This window comes from Lujinxingia litoralis (assembly GCF_003260125.1).
Classification (GTDB): domain Bacteria; phylum Myxococcota_A; class Bradymonadia; order Bradymonadales; family Bradymonadaceae; genus Lujinxingia; species Lujinxingia litoralis.
Genome location: NZ_QHKO01000006.1, coordinates 82,901 through 100,882 on the forward strand (window position 1 = coordinate 82,901; position 17,982 = coordinate 100,882).

General features: G+C 65.1%; 17 protein-coding genes. 7 read left to right on the top strand and 10 right to left on the bottom strand.

Annotated features, from left to right (window positions below):
- Window positions 1–181 precede the first annotated feature (181 nt).
- On the bottom strand, window positions 182–1,957 hold the full coding sequence (locus DL240_RS13700; RefSeq protein ID WP_111730472.1) for a DUF4153 domain-containing protein: 1,776 nt from the start codon (window positions 1,955–1,957) through the stop codon (window positions 182–184).
- A gap of 143 nt (window positions 1,958–2,100) precedes the next feature.
- Here DL240_RS13700 and DL240_RS13705 point away from each other — a divergent pair, with 143 nt between their 5' ends.
- The gene (locus DL240_RS13705) at window positions 2,101–2,634 is read left to right on the top strand and encodes a hypothetical protein (protein ID WP_111730473.1); all 534 of its coding nucleotides are present in this window, start codon (window positions 2,101–2,103) and stop codon (window positions 2,632–2,634) included.
- A gap of 142 nt (window positions 2,635–2,776) precedes the next feature.
- On the opposite strand, the gene DL240_RS13710 is transcribed toward DL240_RS13705, so the two are convergent.
- From DL240_RS13710 to DL240_RS13730, 5 genes are all read right to left on the bottom strand, one after another.
- Complete coding sequence (locus DL240_RS13710) at window positions 2,777–3,370, bottom strand: hypothetical protein (protein WP_146618297.1); 594 nt, start codon at window positions 3,368–3,370, stop codon at window positions 2,777–2,779.
- Between the two features lie 389 nt (window positions 3,371–3,759).
- Window positions 3,760–5,340 carry an Ig-like domain-containing protein gene (locus tag DL240_RS20270; RefSeq protein WP_111730475.1) on the bottom strand — a complete coding sequence of 527 codons (1,581 nt, stop codon included), beginning with the start codon at window positions 5,338–5,340 and terminating at the stop codon, window positions 3,760–3,762.
- A 278-nt stretch (window positions 5,341–5,618) separates the two neighbouring features.
- Window positions 5,619–6,455, bottom strand: a complete 837-nt coding sequence (locus DL240_RS13720; RefSeq protein ID WP_111730476.1) for a hypothetical protein — start codon at window positions 6,453–6,455, stop codon at window positions 5,619–5,621.
- Between the two features lie 150 nt (window positions 6,456–6,605).
- Complete coding sequence (locus DL240_RS13725; RefSeq protein ID WP_111730477.1) at window positions 6,606–7,349, bottom strand: hypothetical protein; 744 nt, start codon at window positions 7,347–7,349, stop codon at window positions 6,606–6,608.
- A 114-nt stretch (window positions 7,350–7,463) separates the two neighbouring features.
- Window positions 7,464–8,216, bottom strand: coding sequence for a non-canonical purine NTP pyrophosphatase (locus DL240_RS13730; protein WP_111730478.1), 753 nt, complete (start codon window positions 8,214–8,216; stop codon window positions 7,464–7,466).
- Between the two features lie 168 nt (window positions 8,217–8,384).
- Here DL240_RS13730 and DL240_RS13735 point away from each other — a divergent pair, with 168 nt between their 5' ends.
- Window positions 8,385–9,329, top strand: coding sequence for a hypothetical protein (locus DL240_RS13735; RefSeq protein WP_111730479.1), 945 nt, complete (start codon window positions 8,385–8,387; stop codon window positions 9,327–9,329).
- A gap of 84 nt (window positions 9,330–9,413) precedes the next feature.
- Here DL240_RS13735 and DL240_RS13740 read toward each other — a convergent pair whose 3' ends face one another.
- Window positions 9,414–9,851, bottom strand: coding sequence for a CBS domain-containing protein (locus DL240_RS13740; RefSeq protein WP_111730480.1), 438 nt, complete (start codon window positions 9,849–9,851; stop codon window positions 9,414–9,416).
- Between the two features lie 292 nt (window positions 9,852–10,143).
- Here DL240_RS13740 and DL240_RS20275 point away from each other — a divergent pair, with 292 nt between their 5' ends.
- The 3 genes from DL240_RS20275 (at window position 10,144) to DL240_RS19685 (ending at window position 11,108) form a co-directional block, all read left to right on the top strand.
- On the top strand, window positions 10,144–10,533 hold the full coding sequence (locus DL240_RS20275; RefSeq protein WP_199589818.1) for a hypothetical protein: 390 nt from the start codon (window positions 10,144–10,146) through the stop codon (window positions 10,531–10,533).
- Window positions 10,530–10,811 carry a gamma-butyrobetaine hydroxylase-like domain-containing protein gene (locus DL240_RS13750; RefSeq protein ID WP_158542569.1) on the top strand — a complete coding sequence of 94 codons (282 nt, stop codon included), beginning with the start codon at window positions 10,530–10,532 and terminating at the stop codon, window positions 10,809–10,811. The genes DL240_RS20275 and DL240_RS13750 overlap by 4 nt, the downstream gene beginning before the upstream one ends.
- Window positions 10,812–10,895: 84 nt before the next feature.
- On the top strand, window positions 10,896–11,108 hold the full coding sequence (locus tag DL240_RS19685; RefSeq protein ID WP_146618298.1) for a hypothetical protein: 213 nt from the start codon (window positions 10,896–10,898) through the stop codon (window positions 11,106–11,108).
- 334 nt (window positions 11,109–11,442) lie between these two features.
- Here the strand turns inward: DL240_RS19685 and DL240_RS13755 are convergent, their stop codons facing one another.
- Entirely contained in the window at window positions 11,443–12,291 is an 849-nt protein-coding gene (locus DL240_RS13755; protein WP_111730482.1) for a hypothetical protein, read from the bottom strand.
- A 219-nt stretch (window positions 12,292–12,510) separates the two neighbouring features.
- A complete protein-coding gene (locus DL240_RS13760) occupies window positions 12,511–14,013 on the bottom strand; it encodes a serine/threonine protein kinase (RefSeq protein ID WP_158542570.1) in 1,503 nt (500 codons plus the stop codon).
- Window positions 14,014–14,303: 290 nt separating this feature from the next.
- Here DL240_RS13760 and DL240_RS13765 point away from each other — a divergent pair, with 290 nt between their 5' ends.
- The gene (locus DL240_RS13765; protein WP_111730484.1) at window positions 14,304–14,828 is read left to right on the top strand and encodes a protein kinase domain-containing protein; all 525 of its coding nucleotides are present in this window, start codon (window positions 14,304–14,306) and stop codon (window positions 14,826–14,828) included.
- Here the strand turns inward: DL240_RS13765 and DL240_RS13770 are convergent.
- Entirely contained in the window at window positions 14,819–15,784 is a 966-nt protein-coding gene (locus DL240_RS13770; RefSeq protein WP_111730485.1) for a hypothetical protein, read from the bottom strand. The genes DL240_RS13765 and DL240_RS13770 overlap by 10 nt on opposite strands.
- Window positions 15,785–15,967: 183 nt before the next feature.
- Here DL240_RS13770 and DL240_RS13775 point away from each other — a divergent pair, with 183 nt between their 5' ends.
- A complete protein-coding gene (locus DL240_RS13775; RefSeq protein ID WP_111730486.1) occupies window positions 15,968–17,908 on the top strand; it encodes a DNA gyrase/topoisomerase IV subunit B in 1,941 nt (646 codons plus the stop codon).
- Window positions 17,909–17,982: the final 74 nt, after the last annotated feature.

The following is a 17,982-nucleotide window of genomic DNA, read 5'->3' on the forward strand; positions in this document are numbered from 1 at the left end:
GTTCGCTTTCCGGGGTTTCCGATTCCGATGGCCCGTATGCCTGCGGGAGGGGAAAGGAAAAGGCTGAGCGGTTATCGGAGAAGGGCACATCGATCGGGGTGATTATGGGCGATCGTCCAGTGTTGGTGAGGGTGATGTCTGTCCGGGGGTGGGGCATGTGGGCGGCGCCAGGCCGCCGCGTTCAGTCTTCCAGAATCAGGGAGCCCAGGAGGTTGGTCGGCACAAACCCCTCGTCGCCTCGCTGCAGGTGCAGGGTTTCCACCACGAGTTCGCCGCGGCGAGTGTTGTCCGGGGCGCGAAGGATCACGCGGGCGTTGGGAGCGGGGAGCAGGTCGTGGCGCTCGGCATGCTGCGTGATCATCGCCTCCAGCTCGGCGCGGAGCTCTTGGCCCTCGACGTCAACGAGCAGCGTGCTCCCCTCAAAGGAGACCCGGAGCGCCTGTTGGCCGGGGCGCTCGATGGTGGTGACCGAGGCTTTGGGGGAGGGCATGTGGTGGAGCGGGTAGATGATGGCGGCCCGCTCCACCCGCAGCGCGGTGGTCTGGGCCTGGATCACGCGCACTCCGGTGGGGTCGTGCTCGGGGGTGTTCCACCGCAGCTCGTAGAGGAGCGAGGCCCACTGCTCCGCATCGATGTCGTCGGGGCGGTAGCTCTTAAGGAGCGAGGGGCCGAAATGATGGCTGAGGTAGAGGTAGCTCCGGATGGCCTCGTTGCTCTTTTGGGGCGCGCTTTTGAGGCGATCGAGATCCAGGGCGCCTCGGTCATCGAGGAGCTCCTGGGCGTGGACCAGGGCTTCAAAGCGCGCCAGCTGGCTGCGCTGGGTGAGGGCCGGGGCGCTGAGCGGGCCCAGCGCCGAGAGCAGGGCCGTGGCCGAGACGAGCAGGGGGGCGACCCAGGGGGGGAGGGGGCGCCGGCGAAAAAAGCCGACGATGCCCAGCGCGCAGTAGAGGGTCAGGACCCCCAGCGCGGCCACCCGCAGGTAGCGAAACTCGGTCCAGCCGTACTGGTCGATGCGGATGAAGATCGCCCAGAAGGCCAGCGGGAGCGTGGGCGCCACGACCAGGGGCAGGGCGTCGACGATGCGCGTTAAGACCGCGTAGCCCGGGTGGGAGCGCATGGGCTCGACCTGCTCCAGCGCCAGCCAGGTCAGCAGGCCGGCGCCCAGGATCAGCGGGGAGATCACGTTGGCGGGCAGGCCCTCGGTGAGGAGGATGCGAAAGGCGTAGGCGTAGGTGATCGCCAGATAGAGCGCGGTCAGGGGGAGCGCCAGGTAGACTCCCAGGCGTACAAACCAGTGGATCTCCTCGGAGGGGGCCGGCGTGTCCAGCTCCAGGATCACGCTGGTGCGGGTGGCCAGCATCCAGGGCAGGCCCACGCCGGCGATCCAGGCGCCCAGGTGGGCGTAGATCTCGGGGGAGATGTGGAGATCGAAGAGGGCCTCCAGCGAGCTCAGCGCCAGGGCGATCCCTACCCAGAGCGCGCCCAGGTAGAGGGTCTGCGTGAGCAGCGAGGTCACCAGGCGGTAGGTCATCCGCAGGTAGCGCAGCGAGGAGGGCAGGGGGTGCTCTCGGAGCGCCAGGGGGATGAGCAGGAGCGCGGCGCCGGCGCCGGTGAGCATCAGCCCCAGGCGCCAGACCTCGGCGATCGAGTCCCCGGAGAGTCCCAGATGGCCCCAGAGGGCGCAGACCCCGATCACCGCCAGGCTCAACGCCCAGCGGGGCGCCGGCCGGAGCACCTGGAGGCGGCTCAGGTAGCTCAGACCGAAGAGCCAGACCATCGCCAGCGCTGCCGCCCCGGCCATGGCCACGGCCCAGCCGCCATCGACAAGGTCTTCGGTGGTCGCGCTGAGCAGCGCCGCGATCGCCACGCCCAGGATGAGCTCCAGGGGGTGTTCCCCGGCGGCGCGCCGGGCGTGTGTCGCAAAGCGTTTGAAATATCCGGCCATGGCCTCTTGCATCGTCTGCTCCTAAAGCGCGGGGAGAGTAGGCCGGGCCCGGTCCCGGGCCCGGTGGGGGCGTTTGGTAGACGAAGGCTCGGTGCCCATCTTCATCGCAGCGTCTTTCGGTGAGCTCAAACCATTTCTACCCCGCGGATTCGATCATGAGCGAACGCCTCTACCTGCAGACCTACCTTCGCGATCACTACGCCGCCGCGACCGGCGGGCTGGAGTTGGCGCGGCGCATCGCCAGAGAAAACAGCGCCAACCCCATTGGCCACACCATGGCCGAGATCGCCGAAGCCATCGAAGACGAGGTCACCCTCCTGCGGGCCATCCTCAAGGAGCTGGAGATCTCGCCATCTCGCCTCAAAGGCGCCGGGGTGTGGATGGCCGAGAAGATGGGGCGCCTCAAACTCAACAACGAGGTGGTGCGCTACTCCCACTTAAGCCGTCTGGTGGAGCTGGAGGGGGCGCTAAGCGGCGTGCAGGCCAAAGAGGCGCTCTGGCGCACCCTGCTCCTGGCCCGCGAGCATCACCCGGAGCTGGAGAAGTTTGATCTGGAGGCGTTGTTGGAGCAGGCCGGCCTGCAACGCCGCCGCCTGCGGGAGCTGCATCACGACGCCGCGCTGATCGTGCTGCGCAAAGACCGCACTCACCCCCATCCGGAGTTTGATGAGCGTCCCCCGGCGAGTTGAGCCCGAGCGCCCCAGTCCGCCGCTGGCTTCGTTGCTGCGTCGTCGCGGTAGCGCTGCTACACGCTCCTCCTTGCTCCTTGCCAATCGTCGCCCTGGATTCGCGCGGGTTGGGTGATGTTCGTAAGCGAGCCCGAGCCCGAGTTTAGCGCACCGTCCAGGCGAACTTCTGCCCCCAGGTGGCATCCATCGGCCCTGCCGGGATCTGCAACTCCAGAAGCTCCCGACCGGTCGTGCTGCGCGGCCCGCATACCTCGGCGCGCCGCTCGATCACTCGATAGGATTGCTCGGTCGGGCGCGTCACGTTGAGCGCATTAAAGGTGTCGGCCACCACTCCCTCGATCGCAAATACGCTCTCGCGCCCCGAATAGAAATGGTCCACCACGCTGACCTCCTCATCGTCGAAGGTCACCGGGTTACCGTTGAGCTTCACCTCGTAAAATGAAAGCGGCTCATCAAGGTTAATACTCGAACGCGCCACATAACGGACGCAAACCTCGCTCTCAGTCAGCGAGCTGAGCTCCGCCTCATCAACAACCGCCGAACGCAGCACCCCGGACGGCGTAGTTTCAGAGTGAGGGCCGGCCCCCATCGGGGAGTCCAAATAGTTCACCTGCCGAGTCTGGCCCGGCTGGCCCACAGCGTCGGCGCTGACGGTGCGCTCCACGCTCTTATGAGCACAGCCGACCAACATCATCAACAGACTTGCCGTTAGTACACATTGCGTTTGAATTCTCATAACTATCCTTCGAACTGAATCTGCCTGAATTTACGCCAGCACAAAGACGTGAACTCAGCCGAATTATTTAACGTGATCCGTCCTAATGAGCTCTGCGGGGATCGAATGAAGCCTCCGCCTGCTCACCACGTACACAAAATCACTTAAAAGCGGTGCTTCCTGCCCCCTGATATCGGCGATATCGCACGCCTGCGATGCGCCACCCGGCGTTGCAAACGCCCAATGGAGACGAAGGGCAAGGTCGCAGCCCGGGAGGCGTCTGAAGCGCCCGGATGTTCGCCCCCCGGAAGTGGTCGAGCCCGAGCCCGCAGCCGCATAAAAAAGCCCCGTACCTCTTTTACAAGGTGCGGGGCGTCGGCGCTCATGAGCGCAGGTCGTATCAGGCCGGCTTAGCAGCCCTTCTCAGCGCGGCGCCGACGCCAACCCAGCGCACCCAGCGCCGCCAGAACCCACGCAAGGCTTGAGGGCGTCGAACCCGTCGAGGAGCAGCCTGAGCCCGAAAGCGACTCCCAGCTTCCCGGGAAGCTATGAGGATCGTTGGGGTCGGTCCCCTGCTCGACCTCCTCACCATCCTCATAGCCATCGTCATCGGTGTCAGAATTATCCGGGTCGGTGCCCAGCTCGTCTTCTTCGTCGTTGGTCAGACCATCGCCGTCGATGTCCTCGTCGCAGGCGTCGCCGATGCCGTCGCCGTCGAGGTCGGCCTGATCGGCGTTGGCGATAAGCGGGCAGTTGTCGTCGTCGTTATCGACCTCATCGCCATCGAGGTCACCGTCGCACACATCGCCCACGCCATCGTCGTCGAGGTCGGCCTGGCCGGCGTTGGCGATGAGCGGGCAGTTGTCGAAGGCATCGTCCTCGCCGTCGCCATCCTTATCGTCGGAGCAGGCGTCGCCCACGCCGTCATCATCGGTGTCGAGCTGATCGGCGTTGGCCACCAGGCGGCAGTTATCATCGCCGTCGTCGACGCCGTCGCCGTCGCTATCTGGCGAGCGGAAGTCGGGCGTGCCGTCGTTATCGCTATCGATCGCGGGCGTGGCCAGGTCGCTGTCGCCGGCTTCTTCGCTGTCGGGGATGCCGTCGCCGTCGCTGTCGTCATCAAGCGCGTCGATCACCTCATCCTCATCGGTGTCGATGGGGTTCGCCAGATCGTCTCCCACCTCCTCGCCATCGGAGATGCCGTCGTCGTCGCTGTCGGGAGTCGTCGGATCAAGCCCCACCGAGAGCTCCCAGGTGTCGGGGAGGCCATCCTCATCGTTATCCAGGAAGGTGGAGATCAGCGTGATGGTGCGCTCATCTCTGAGATAGCCATCGTTCACCCAGATCACCGCCTCGTGACTTCCAGCCGCCTCCCAGGTCGGCGACCACATCAGCTCGCCAGTCATCGCATAGAGCTGCGCCCCCGCGGGAAGAGCCCCGGCGCTGTAGGTCAGCAACTCGCCGTCCACATCGTCGGCCAGAAACTGAATCTCCAGCAGCTCGCCCTCGCCAACCTCAAACACCGTGCCGTCTTCGGGGGTGGGGTCCACAAAGAAGGGCGCGTCGTTGACCGGCGTCACCGTGATCGTCACCGTCAGCGGCAATGTGTGTTTCACCCCGTCCGTCGCCCGGTAGGTGAACGAATCAGTGCCGTTGAAGTTCGCGTCGGGCGAGTAGCTGAACGAACCATCGGTGTTCCACACGAGCTGACCGTGGGTCGGTTCGCTCAAGAGCTGCGCGATCTTCGTTCTGTTGCCTTCATACACGTCATTGCCCAACACCCCGGGCGCGACCACGTCGAGCGACGAATCCTCACGGGTGCTGTAGGCATCGGGCAGAGCGTCAAAGGCATCGCGCGCAGCACAGACGCCGTCGCCGTCGCTGTCATCGCACAAAAAGGTCTGAACATTCTCGATAAACGCGCTGGCACCGCTCCGGCGGAACCAGTCCACGTCCATCAGTACGACCGCGCGCCCCTTACCCCCCACCATATCCGAGGCGGTCCAGGCCGCTCCTACCGGAGTAGTTTCCGGCGCTCCGAAGAAAGATGTTTTCCTCAGGAACCTGAGACATGCCTCCGGGCATACCCGGTCCTAGTGTTCGGGTTGGGGGGCCTGCGAGAACGCTCGAGATGCTGGTCGATGTGTGAGGACGTTTGGGCGTTCACGAGGTCGAGCCCGAGCCCGAGAACGAGCCCGAGCACGAGCCCGAGCCCGAGCCCGAGCCCGAGAACGAGCCCGAGCACGGGACGCGCGACGCGGGGGAGGGATCAGTAGATCGGAACGCCGCTCTTGTCGTACTGCGGTTTTTCGGGCTCGGGTTCAGGCGCGGGTTCTGTGGGGCGCGCGGGCTCTGCGGGGGCCTGCACCTGGGCGGGCGCATCGCTGGATGCCGGGATCGTCGCCAGCGGTTCGCTGCCCCCGAAGCGGTAGTTCATCCCCACGCTGAGTTGGGCGAGCGCCGGGATGCCCGACTCGCCAAAAAACAGCACGTTCATGCGGCCTTCTTCGTCGACGGAGACGGGCATCATGATGAACTCGGCCTGAAGCGCGAGGCGTTCTCGCAGGTCGTATTCCAGGCCCACGAAGCCTCCCAGGGTCGCGCCCCGGAACTGGTAGGTGCTGCCGGTGCCGCTGTCGTTGCTCTCAAAGCCGGTCATCACGTTGGACTGGACCCCCGCGTAGAAGAGATCCCCCTCGTTGAGGGCGGTGGAGACGCGCGGGGTGAAGTTGATCAACGCCGCGCGGCGCCCGTCGGATCCGAAGGAAAAATCGTTGCTGTCTCCGAGCACAAACACCGTCTCGGTCTGCAGGCTCAGCGTCAGCCAGTCACTGGGGTAGAGGCGCGCGCTCGCCCCGAGGTTGGCGGTCATGAAGGCAAAGCCGGCCTGGAGGCCCAGGTCGGCCTTATCGCCTACGCCGACCTTCCCGTAGGCCGAGGCCCGGGGGATGTAGAGCAGCCCCGGCCAGTCGAGCGAGCCGCCGACCACGGCCTCCCCACTCTCGAGCTGGCGAGCGGTCTCCATCGTTGTAAACGAGCACCCCGAGCTAAGCCCGGCGATCAGCGCGATCAGCGCCGTGGTCTGACGAATATTCACTGGCAACATCTCCACTCCTCATCGATATCGTCGTCGGCGCCGGCGTCAGGCCGGTCCGCATCGTCGGTCACGCATCTTGAACCCCGTCGATTCCATGGCTGCGATCTATAGAGAGGAATGCCCGGAACGTCGAGGGGCACGTCAGCTCGGCCTCCCGGGCTAAAAGGAGGCCTCGGGAAGTCTCGGCGCCTGAGGCTTTTCGCCGAAGCGGTAATGCAGCCCGACGCTGATCTGGACGTGGGGAATGAGCAACTTTTCCAGTCCGGAGAATTCGGTCAAAAAAGGATGGATGAGCAGCTCGTACTGCAGGTTCCACCGGGGGGAGAGCGCCACTTCCCTGCCGATAAACGCGCCGAGCAACCCGATACCAATGTCGAAGTCCGAGAGCAGGGAGCCGTTGTCGAGGTAGGTGGCGATGCCGATGAGCTGCACGCCTCCGTAGAGGGGGCGGTCGGGTTTGGCGGCGGTGGAGATGCGATGGGTGACGTTGAGCGTATTCTCTTCCATCCCGTACACCGACCAATCCTGATAGCCCAAAAGATGGCCGAGGAGGATGTAGCCCTCGACCTGCATACTCAGGGTCAGCCAGTCGCTGGGATAGAGGCGCGCCGAAAGTCCCAGGCGAGCGGTGGAGTAGCTGCTGGCAACCTGGGCGCCGATATCGCCCAGATCTCCCAGACCATGCTTGGCCGAGACCGCGATGTTGGGGAAGTAGACGTAACCCGGGTACTCGATCGCGCCGCTTACCACGGTCTCCCCGGCGTTGAGCTGGCGCGCGCTCTCCATGGTGGTCAAGGCGCACCCGCTGCCGGCGCTCGGGGTCAGCGCGAGTGTGGCCAGCATGGCGAGCGCGGTCGCATGGCGTTGCAGGCCGCGGGATTCGGGCAGGTGAGGCTCAGACATCGGAACCACTCGATTCAGGGGAGCGCTAAGGAAGGCAGTGAGCCTTCTTCATAGTCTCCCCCGAAGGAGTGAGTCACGATGGCGTGCTACCGCGTTGAAAACGCGGTGGAAAGCTCAGCGCGCGCCAAAAAAGGTCCGGACTTTGTGGAGGGCCTGCCCGCGGTGGCTGATCGCGCCTTTTTCTTCCAGCGTCAGCTCGGCCATCGTGCGCCCGAGCGAGGGGACGTAGAAGTAGGGGTCGTAGCCAAAGCCGCCTTCGCCCCGGGGCTCGGTGAGGATCTGGCCCTCCACCGTCCCGCGAAACCACACCACGGCCAGATCTCCCACCCGTACCAGCTCGCCCTCGTTGCGCGGGGCGCCGCCGGGGACCTCGTCCAGGGTCAGGCCGCAGCGGGCCAGGAGCGCGCGCCCCACCGCGCCGGGTCCCAGGACCAGGCAGATCACGCTCTCAAAGCGCGCCGCCGGCCCGAGCGCCCCGGCCCAGCTCTGGGGATCGAGGGCCTGCACCGCGGCGATGAGCTTTGCGTTGTTGGCCGCATCATCGGCGTCTTCGCCGGCGTAGCGGGCGCTGGTGACCCCGGGAGCGCCGCCCAGCGCGTCGACCACCAGCCCGGAGTCATCGGCCAGCGAGACGCATTCGGTGTCGCGAGCCGTCCAGAGCCCCTTTTTGATGGCGTTGCCCTCGAAGCTGTCGGCGTCTTCGATCACGGCGTCGAGCGGGCGCGGGAAGCTCTGGCGATCCAGGACCTGCCACCGGGTGGCGAGCAAATCGCCCAGACTGGCGGCGATCTCCCGGCGTTTGCCGGCGTTTGTGGTGGCGATCACAAAGGTATCGTCGGGCCCGGCCGAGGTTGAAAGCTGCTCCATCAGGTCTTACACCTTGCTCTGGTATGTTCATGATCGCTCTGGGGCCGAACTCAGATGGAACCGGCGCACCGCGCAATCTGCCTGCGCCGCGCTCTAGCAGGCTTTGGGCTCGGCCACAACGCACTTTAAGCCGCTTTTTTGAGCACTTCTCTCCTCCAAGGATGACAGATGATCAGTGTAGGCTTTGTGGGTTCCACCGGCGTGGGAGAGGTCGCCCGCCATGTGCTCGCCAGGGGACAGTGTCAGGTCAAGGTCTGGCACCCGGGGGAGTCCAGTGACGAGGATGTGCTCCCGGGCCAGCGCGTGGAGCTGGCGGAGTTGGCCGAGGCGACGCTGATCGTGTTCTCGGCCCCGGCGGCCAGCTGCCGTTTTACCGCGCGCAAACTCGGCGATGTGCTCACCGGTCGCCACGTCATCGTGCACACGCTGCGCGATCTGGAGCCGGGCACCCTTAAGTGCGTCTCGACCATTCTGGAGGAGGAGACCCCCACCCGGCGCATCGGCTATCTGGGCGGCCCGATGCTCGGTGTGGATGTGGAGGCCGGCCGCCCGGCCTCGGCGGTCTGCGCCTCGCTCTTCCCCGAGGTGCATGACCTGGTGGAGGACGCGATGATGTCGGAGAATTTTCGCGTCTACCGCTCCCAGGACCTCATCGGGGCTCAGGTCTGCGGGGCCTACTCCCGGGTGATCGCGCTGCTCAGCGGGCTGGCCGACGCGCTTCAGCTTGGCTCCAGCCTCCAGGCCACGCTCTTTGCCCGGGGGCTGGCCGAGATGTCGCGTTTTGTGGTCTTTCGCCAGGGGTTTGAACGCACGGCCTTTGGCCTGGCCGGGGCCGGGGCGCTCTATGCCGATACGCACCTGACGGGCTCGGTCGATTTTCAGATCGGCCGCCACCTGGGCAAAGAGCCCGGCAGCGATGTGAAGGGGCTGGTGAAGCGCTACGGGCCCCAGGCAAAGGAGCTCCTGGAGCTGCTGGCGGCGCTGGCCTCCAGCGCGGAGCACGCCGATCTGGAGCTCCATCTTTTGGAGGGGGCGGCGGCGCTGGCTCATGGCGAGCTCCAGCCGCAGGAGATCGTGCAGCGTCTGATGACGCTCTCCTCGCTCTACGAGTGAGGGCCCCCCAAAGGTTCGTCCGGAGGAAAAGCGCGCCGCGAGGGTGGAACACACCCTCGCGGCGCGTTGCTCTTAGCGAGGTCTTTAAGGCGCGCCGACCGACTCGCCGCTGAAGTAGTCGCGGGCCTCGCGGATCACGTCGACGTAGCTGACGATGCCCACCAGCGTGCCGGTGATGGGGTCGACCACCGGCACCGCGCCGATTTTCTGGTCGATCATCAACTCGATGACGTCGTTGATGTTGGTCTCCGGGTGCACCGAGATCACGTCGCCCTGCATCACACTGCTCACCGACTGATCAAAGCGCGGGTCGCTCAGGCGCATCACCTCCAGATCGGAGCCGTCGGGGACCATCAGCCCCTGAAGGTCGCGGTCGCTGATCATGCCCACAAGTTCGTTATTCTCGACGATGGGCAGGTGGCGTACATCGAGCTCAATGAGCTTGCGGATGACTTCGCGCAGGGGATCGGTGACGTCGGCGCGCTCGGGGTTTCCGGTCATCAACTCGCTGGCTTCGATCATGGTCTTCTCCTTACGAACGTGTGAGAACAATCAGCATCCAGTGGCGAGCGTCGTTTTCGGCGCCCTCGTCAGTACACCTCAAAGCTAAGGCACACGCCGACCGGTCAAGCCCCCCCCGGCACCCCACAACCGCCCCCCCAAGCCCGAGCGGCCCAGTCCGCCGCTGGCGTCGTTGCTGCGTCGTCGCCCTGGGTGCGGCTCGGGTCATGTTCGAGCGCCGAGCGCCCCAGGACGACGCTGGCGTCGTTGCTGCGTCGTCGCGGTAGCGCTGCTACACGCTCCTCCTTGCTCCTTGCCAATCGTCGCCCTGGATGCGGCTCGGGTCATATGTTCGAGCGCCGAGCCCGAGCCCGAGTACGATCCCGAGCCCGAGTACGAGTACGAGCCCGAGCCCGAGCCCGAGCCCGAGCCCGAGCCCGAGTACGAGTACGAGAACGAGAACGAGCCCGAGCCCGAGCCCGAGCCCGAGCCCGAGCCCGAGCCCGAGCCCGAGCCCGAGCCCGAGTACGAGTACGAGCCCGAGCCCGAGCCCGAGCCCCTTGGCCCCGACGCCCCCGCCGCTTATCATCCGCGCGGCTCAAGCCCCGACCCAACCTCACCCACACCCCGGTCCTTCTTATGGGTTACGTCCCTCACCCCACCGAAATCGAATACAAATCGGCTCAACGCGCGCTGCGCATGAGCTTTAGCGATGATCACGAGTCGGTCTACCCCACGCGCTACCTGCGCGGGTTCTGCCCCTGCGCCCGCTGTCAGGGGCACACCAGCGGCCCGCACCGATTCATCGAGCATGAGCCGGCCCAGGCCGAGGTCGTCGACGTGCGCCAGGTGGGCAACTACGCCATCAACATCGTATTTGCCGACGGGCACGACACCGGCATCTACTCCTTCCAGCGCCTGCGGGAGCTTTGCCCCTGCCCGCGTTGCATGCCGACGGGGCTGAAGGACGAGTATCGCTGAGGTGAGGTCGTGCTCGTAGCTCGTAGCTCGTGCTCGTGCTCGTGCTCGTGCTCGTGCTCGTGCTCGTAGCTCGTGCTCGGGCTCGTGCTCGTGCTCGACCTCGTACTCGACCTCGACCTCGTACTCGACCTCGTGCTCGTACTCGTGCTCGTGCTCGTGCTCGTGCTCGTGCTCGTGCTCGACCTCGTGCTCGTACTCGTACTCGTGCTCGACCTCGACCTCGACCTCGTACTCGTGCTCGACCTCGTGCTCGACCTCGTGCTCGTGCTCGTAGCTCGACCTCGACTTCGAGGATGAATCAGCGCTACTGCGAATCCCTGACGACGTCGCTGGCTTCGTCCCGGGGCGCTCGGCGTTGGATGAGCGTCCCGAAGGCTCTGGAGGCCTTCCGCGCTTCATCGATGAACGAAATAGAGGCTCTGGAGGCCTCCCGCGCTTCATCGATGAGTGCCCCGAGGGCTCTGGAGGCCTCCCGCGCTTCATCGATGAGTGCCCCGAGGGCTCGGGAGGCCTTCCGCGCGTCATCGATGAACGAAAAAAGGGCTCTGGAGGCCTCCCGCGCGTCATCGAAGCGGGATTCGGGTGCTCCAGAGCCCTTTTTTTATCACTAACCTTGAATGGGCGTTCAGTGTCAGGCCGGCTGCGGCACCTCGTCGCCGGGAGTCGGAGCGTCGGCGTTGGCCTGGTCGTCGACGATGATGTCGACGTCGCTTTCGGGATCGATGTCCGGGAGGCGGTTCTGGCCGCGGCTCTTGCGGTAAAACGCCGCGGCGCGGTCATTTTGCAGCGCAAAGGGCCCCAGAATCAGCGAGCGATTCTTACGATCCTCCTCGCTGGTGGTGGGGTAGGCGCCGTTGACGCGGTGGATCAGCTCCACGCTTTTGGACGAGATATCGGCCGCCAGCTGCTGGAGCTCCTCGGTGGTCGGAGCGGCCTCGCTTTTGATGGCCTGGCTCATCGCTTCGGCAAAGGCCTTAAAATCGGCCTGAAGCACCGCATAGGAGGCGAGCAGCCCGCAGGCCTCGATGTCCCGAAGATGGCTGGCGTCGAGGTCGGTGAGGATGGAGCGCAGCATCGCCTCCTGATCCTCGCGGGCGACGTTGGTCACCGCGTGCACCTCCACGTTGAGCGGCCCGGTGAGCAGGCGTTGGGCGGCTTTGCCGCGCGGGGAGTGCTCCCCGTGATCCTCGATTTCCATGCGGGCGCGGCTGACAAAATTGGAAAAACTCTTGTCGAGCTTGTGATCGCTCAACGCGAGCTCAGGGTCCGCCCTTTCGCTGCGGGCGGCCTGCCAGGCGCGGTGGCGCTCGGCGTAATGCTCCGTCATGGCGATCAGCCCCTCATTGCACGCCCCGATCTCCGGCGGCGCCGCCGGCTCCACCTTCCCAATCCCCTCCCGGGCTCGCCGCGCCGCCCAGCCCAGGCGCGAGGGCGGAAGAACATAGGAGTTGAAGAATTCACTCTGAGACACAATGCGCATTGCGATACCTCCCCTTGAGGGTAGCGCAACCTCAGCGGCTGACATGACGACCATGCGCCCCGCTGACTGCAGGTTGGGTGTAATGCCCGCGAGGGTAGCAAAGAGGGGTGGGGGGGAGAAGTGACGAGCCCTTTCGGAGTCAGAGCGTCCCACTTAACCAGGATACCGGGGCCTCTCTGGAGCATTGCTTCTGCTGCGCGGAGCCATGGACCTGGTGGGTCAGGTGGTGTGCTCGGCCGACGCTTCTTGCGCAGGTTCGGGCTCGTAAACCGGTTGAGATGGGAGGGCGGACTTCGAGTCCAAGACCGACGTGTGGGGTGCTTCGAGAATTTCGAGAAATGCGATCAGGTGATGGATCTCGTCGGAGGTAAGCAGGTGGAGGACTCTCTGGTCCTCGTGGAGATGAAGGCAAATTTTGCCATAGGACGCGCCATTTTTCGGGAAAACCAGGGAGGTTCTGAGGTCCGCGAGCGAGCCGAGCAGCTCGGGCTTGAAGGAGTATCTCACCTTGATGGAAATGGTGTCCTGCTCGATCTCAATGTCGCCGCCTCGGTAGGTGTCGATGTAGGTGAAGTATCTTGCAGCGATGATCAGAGCCAGAAAGAGATAACCCAGAAGGTTTTCGGTGATGGAGTCGGTTGGCTCAACCCCAGCAGTTGTGGAGAGGAAAAGGATGATGGATGAGGCGGCATTGGCCAGGAAACCCATGAACATTATGGCCAGAATGTGACCGAACACCCCCAACGCTTTGTGGATGCGAGCGGTAGGAGGACGGATCGAGATCCTCCAGGAACCGGGGCCGCGGGCAACGATCTGGACGCATCCCTCGCTGAGCGTTTCTTGAGGTGGCAAGGCAGGGCGGTCTCTGGGCCGGCGCCGATGCTTGCGGGGGAGTTCGGCGTCTTTGAGCCGGTCGAGCAACTCCAGGCAACGCTCGGCGGAGTCGAAACGGTCCTCCATGATGGGTTCGATCATCTGATCGAGCAGGTCGGCAAAACCCTCCGAGATCACACACTGTTCGCGAAAGAGGGGCTTACCGCGGCGTTGTTCCATGGTGTCAGGGGAGACGCCGCTGAGCATGTGGATCAGCGTCATGCCCAGGGCAAAGAGGTCGGAGGCGGGTGAGGCCCGGCCCATGAGCTGCTCGGGGGCCATGTAGCCAAAGGTGCCGGCGACGGTGGAGTGGTGACCGAGCTTGCGCGCGACCTCCCGCACGGCGCCAAAATCCACGACGGAGATCGAGTCCCCGTCCAGCAGCAGGTTGTCGGGTTTGAGATCGCGGTGCACGACCTGGGGTCGCAGGCCGCCCAGGTAAACGAGCACCTCCAGAACCTGGCGGGCGACCTCTTTTGCTTCGGCCTCCGTGAAGCGTCGGCCATCGCGTAACAGCTCGCCGATCGACTGGCCCCTGGCGAGTTCCTGGGCGAGGTAGGCCTGGCCGGTGGATTCGGCACTGATGAAGTCGATGTAGTCGGGGATGCGGGGGTGGTCGAGATGTTTGAGCACCCGGGCTTCACGCTCAAAGAGCTCCAGCGCCTTCCAGTCCTCAATGCGCTCCAGGTGCAAGACTTTGATGGCGACGTCGCGGCCGCTCTCCAGATCCAGGGCGACATAGGTGGCGCCAAAGCCGCCTTCGCCGAGGAGGCGTTGAAGCTCAAAGCGCTCGCCAATGCGTCGGGGTAAGGCGTCGCGCTCTGGCGATTTTTGGGAGGAGTCGGTCATATCCATCTCGCCACTTTGATATCTGAAAAGGTGCTGCGGGGGGGCGTCCGCAGCGCTAAGGGTCACGTGTCCGTCGCGTCTCGGTCAGGTCATGATGCAGGTACGCGATCAAGCCAGCAATCATCTTCGGATTGGTGCTCGGGCTCAGGCTGGTACTGGTACTCGTACTCGAGCGCGTCCTGGTACGGGCGCTCGGGCTCGTAGCTCGTGCACGGGCATGGGGTTTAGGCTGTGATAGAGTCGCGAAACTACCGGCCGAAGAACTGGCACCGACCTAGGGGTTTAGTGTTGTGAAAACGTGGCAAGACAACGACATCCTCGCAGGCCGCTACCGCCTCATGCGCGAGCTTGGCCGCGACCGGGGAGCAGTGCTCTGGGAGGCCCACGATGACCGGGAGATGGGCCTCGTTCACCTGCGCATCTTGCAACACAACCTGCGCGGGGAACCCCTGGTCGTGATGCGCTTTACCCGCGAGGCGGCGCTGGCCGGTCGTCTCGACCACCCCGCGCTGAGCGCGGCCCGGGAGCTTATCGACGACGAGGAAGCGCTGACCCTGGTCTACGACGTCCCGGGCACCATGACCCTGGCGGAGCGGCTGCGCCGCGGCGTCGTCGATGCCACCGCAGCCGCGATCCTGCTGGAGCCCGTCCTTGAGGGCCTGGAGTTCGCGCATCGACGCGGCGTCATTCACCGCAACTTGAGCCCCGACCACATCTGGCTGGACGGGGCCGGAGGCGCGCGCGTCAGCGGATTCGGAGCTACCGCGAATCCCGGACGACGCAGCCAGCGTCGTCCGGAGAACGCTCACACCTGAATGACGTAGGTCCCCGACCTCTCCGCCGGATCCACATCCTGCGGCAAGCAGACACCGCCCTCCTGCGGCGGGTGCTGGGAGCGGGCCGGGTGCACCCAGCGCGCGCCTGCCCAGCCCAGCCGCGCCAGCAGCGCCAGCCCCAGCCTGCCAAAACTCACCCGCGCGTTGAGCTCGCTGACCGCCCGCACCACCGGCTCGCCAGCATAGCTTCCCACGTAGGCGTCGACTCCCAGGGGGCCCACGTACCCGCGCGCGGCCACCTCCCGGGCCGCCCGGCGCGCGCCCTCCCAGAGGCGAGCGTCTTCTTCCAGGGGCTCGAGCGCGCGCCCGAGCCCCAGCCCCCGGAAGGTGCCGGTGGCGTCGGCCATCAGCGCGCACATCCCCAGCTCGCGCACCTCCTGGCCGGGGGCGATCTCAAAGTGCAGCGAGCGCTCCGCCTCAATCTCGACCCGCGGCTCCACCACCACGCCCAGCCCCTGAGAAAAGACCCGCTGCGCCCACCTGCGCGCGTCCTCTGGCAACGTGGCGCCGCGCCCCCGAAGCTGTCCGCGGCCGCTGACCCCGAAGGGGTGTTTGAGCACCCAGCCGGCCTTAAGCCCCCGCACTGCCTGCTTGAGCTGAGCCTCGCTTTCGCAAATCGCCGATCCTTGAAGCGCCTCGATCCCCAGCCCGAAACGCTTGTCGTTGACCGCGCGCACCACCTCGACATCCACCGGCCCCACCTTGAGGCCGGCCGCGTTGGCAAAGGCCACCACCTCTTCGGTCCACCCCCAGGCCAGGAGCCGGCGGCCCGGCTCCAGCGCCTGCCCCGCGAGGGGCCACGCCAGCACCTCGGCTTGAGGCTCCAGCAACCTTAAGATATGCGACCAGCGCGCAGACACCGCCCGCACGGCCCCGGGCACCGGGGCGCCGCTCAGCGCGAGCTCAAACTCCAGGTTGGTCAGCACGTAGGTCATCGTTGTCCTTTTCGAGCGCTGTCGCCGCCTCGGCCGGCGGTCACCCGAGAGCGATTACGGAACATTTTAACAGGTGATCGTGGTGGGCCGCTTGATAAAAGCGCCGTTGTAATGAATCTTGTCCCCGGCGTCGGCCCGACGCCCGATCCTGTTCATCGTTACCCTCTTGCAACACGGCAGATTATGAGCGCCACCGCAGGTCAATATACCGCCAAAGACATCACCATCCTCGAAGGTCTGGAGCCGGTTCGAAAGCGTCCCGGGATGTACATCGGGGGCACCGGTAAGGCCGGGCTTCATCACCTGCTCTGGGAGGTGGTCGACAACTCGGTCGACGAGGCCATCAACGGCTACGCCTCCAGCATCGAGGTGACGTTGCATGCCGATGGCGAGTCGATGACGGTCAGCGATAATGGCCGTGGCATCCCGGTGGATATTCACCCGAAGAATGGCCGCAGCGCGCTCGAGATCATCCTGACCACCCTGCATGCCGGCGGTAAGTTCGACAACGAGAACTACTTCACCTCCGGCGGCCTCCACGGGGTGGGTTCCTCGGTGGTCAACGCTCTGAGCACCGAGCTGGTGGCCCAGATTAAACGCGATGGCATCCTGCACGAGCAGCGCTTCTCCCGCGGCATCCCCCAGGGGCCGATTCAGGAGCTGGGCGACGCGCGCGGCTCGGGCACGAAGATCTTCTTCCGGCCGGACCCCGAGATTTTTGAAGATACCTCCTTTGATGCCGCGCTGATCGCCGAGTGGCTCGAGATCAAGAGTTATCTCAACCAGGGCCTGCGCATCGTCTTTCGCAATGAGCTCCAGGATCAGTATCACGAGTTCAAGCATGAGGGCGGCATCAAGGACTTTCTGGCCCACATCCAGAAGTCCAGCAATCAGCCCCCCATTCACACCGATGTGGTCGTGGTGCGAGAGGCCGACGCCGCGCCCAACGTGGCCCGGGTGGAGATCGCGCTGCAGTGGACCGAAGACACCACCGAGGACCTGCGCGCCTTTGTCAACGGCATCCCCACCGCCGACGGTGGCACCCACGAGCAGGGCTTTAAGGATGGCGTGGTCAAGGCCATGCGCACCTATTTCGATACCCACGATCTGGTGCCCCGCAGCCTGACCATCGCCTCCGAGGATATCCGCGAGGGGCTCAAGGCCATCATCAGCGTCTTTATGATGGACCCGCAGTTTCAGGGGCAGACCAAGTCCAAGCTCAATAACCCGGATATTCGCAGTGTGGTCTCGGGGCTGGTGCGCGTGGAGCTGGAGCGTTTTCTTAACGCCAACTCCAACACCGGCAACGCCATCGCGCAGCGCATCATTCAGGCGGCCCGCGCGCGTCAGGCCAGCCGTTCGGCGGCCAAGCAGGTCAAGCGCAAGCGCGCGGTCAGCCACCGTCTGAACCTGCCGGGCAAGCTGGCCGATTGCTCCTCCACCGATCCCGAGGAGAGCGAGCTCTTCATCGTCGAGGGGAACTCCGCCGGTGGGAACGCCAAGCAGGGCCGCGACCGGCGCACCCAGGCGATTCTTCCCCTGCGCGGTAAGGTGCTCAACGCCGAGCAGGCCTCCCGCTCCAAAGTCTCCAGCAACCGGGAGCTCAGCGATGTGGCCGACGCCCTGGGGTGTGGTCTGGGCGATCACTTCGACGCCTCCAAGCTGCGCTACCACAAGATCATCCTCCTGATGGACGCCGATAGCGACGGTCTGCACATCTCCACCCTGCTTCTGACCTTCTTCTACCGCTACATGCCGCGCCTGATCGACGAGGGGTACCTCTTTATCGCCCAGCCGCCGCTCTACCGCATCGATTGGGGCAATGATACCTTCTGGGTGCTCGATGAAGACGAGCGAGATCGCACGCTTAAGAAGCTGGAGCGCAGCAAAAAGAAGAAAAAGATCAGCATCCAGCGCTTTAAGGGGCTCGGCGAGATGATGGCCGATACGCTCCAGGCCACCACGCTGGATCCCGAGCAACGTCGCCTGCTCAAGGTGGTGGTGCGCGAGGAGCATCGCGAGGACACCGATCAGGTCATCGGCGATCTGATGGGGAAAGACGCCTCGTTGAGGTTCGATTTCATCATGGAGAACGCCCGCTACGTCGACGATCTCGACGTCTGACACCGGAGCGGCGTCCTCATCTATGACCAGGCCCGCGGGCACCGGGGAAGCTCCCCTGTGACGGGTCTGGACCA

Excerpts from the sequence above, each read along its gene's own strand:
- DL240_RS13700 (WP_111730472.1), bottom strand. The coding sequence starts at position 1,957 with ATGCAAGAGGCCATGGCCGGATATTTCAAACGCTTTGCGACACACGCC.
- DL240_RS13705 (WP_111730473.1), top strand. The coding sequence starts at position 2,101 with ATGAGCGAACGCCTCTACCTGCAGACCTACCTTCGCGATCACTACGCC.
- DL240_RS13710 (WP_146618297.1), bottom strand. The coding sequence starts at position 3,370 with ATGAGAATTCAAACGCAATGTGTACTAACGGCAAGTCTGTTGATGATG.
- DL240_RS20270 (WP_111730475.1), bottom strand. The coding sequence starts at position 5,340 with ATGGTGGGGGGTAAGGGGCGCGCGGTCGTACTGATGGACGTGGACTGG.
- DL240_RS13720 (WP_111730476.1), bottom strand. The coding sequence starts at position 6,455 with ATGTTGCCAGTGAATATTCGTCAGACCACGGCGCTGATCGCGCTGATC.
- DL240_RS13725 (WP_111730477.1), bottom strand. The coding sequence starts at position 7,349 with ATGTCTGAGCCTCACCTGCCCGAATCCCGCGGCCTGCAACGCCATGCG.
- DL240_RS13730 (WP_111730478.1), bottom strand. The coding sequence starts at position 8,216 with ATGGAGCAGCTTTCAACCTCGGCCGGGCCCGACGATACCTTTGTGATC.
- DL240_RS13735 (WP_111730479.1), top strand. The coding sequence starts at position 8,385 with ATGATCAGTGTAGGCTTTGTGGGTTCCACCGGCGTGGGAGAGGTCGCC.
- DL240_RS13740 (WP_111730480.1), bottom strand. The coding sequence starts at position 9,851 with ATGATCGAAGCCAGCGAGTTGATGACCGGAAACCCCGAGCGCGCCGAC.
- DL240_RS13750 (WP_158542569.1), top strand. The coding sequence starts at position 10,530 with ATGAGCTTTAGCGATGATCACGAGTCGGTCTACCCCACGCGCTACCTG.
- DL240_RS13755 (WP_111730482.1), bottom strand. The coding sequence starts at position 12,291 with ATGCGCATTGTGTCTCAGAGTGAATTCTTCAACTCCTATGTTCTTCCG.
- DL240_RS13760 (WP_158542570.1), bottom strand. The coding sequence starts at position 14,013 with ATGACCGACTCCTCCCAAAAATCGCCAGAGCGCGACGCCTTACCCCGA.
- DL240_RS13770 (WP_111730485.1), bottom strand. The coding sequence starts at position 15,784 with ATGACCTACGTGCTGACCAACCTGGAGTTTGAGCTCGCGCTGAGCGGC.
- DL240_RS13775 (WP_111730486.1), top strand. The coding sequence starts at position 15,968 with ATGAGCGCCACCGCAGGTCAATATACCGCCAAAGACATCACCATCCTC.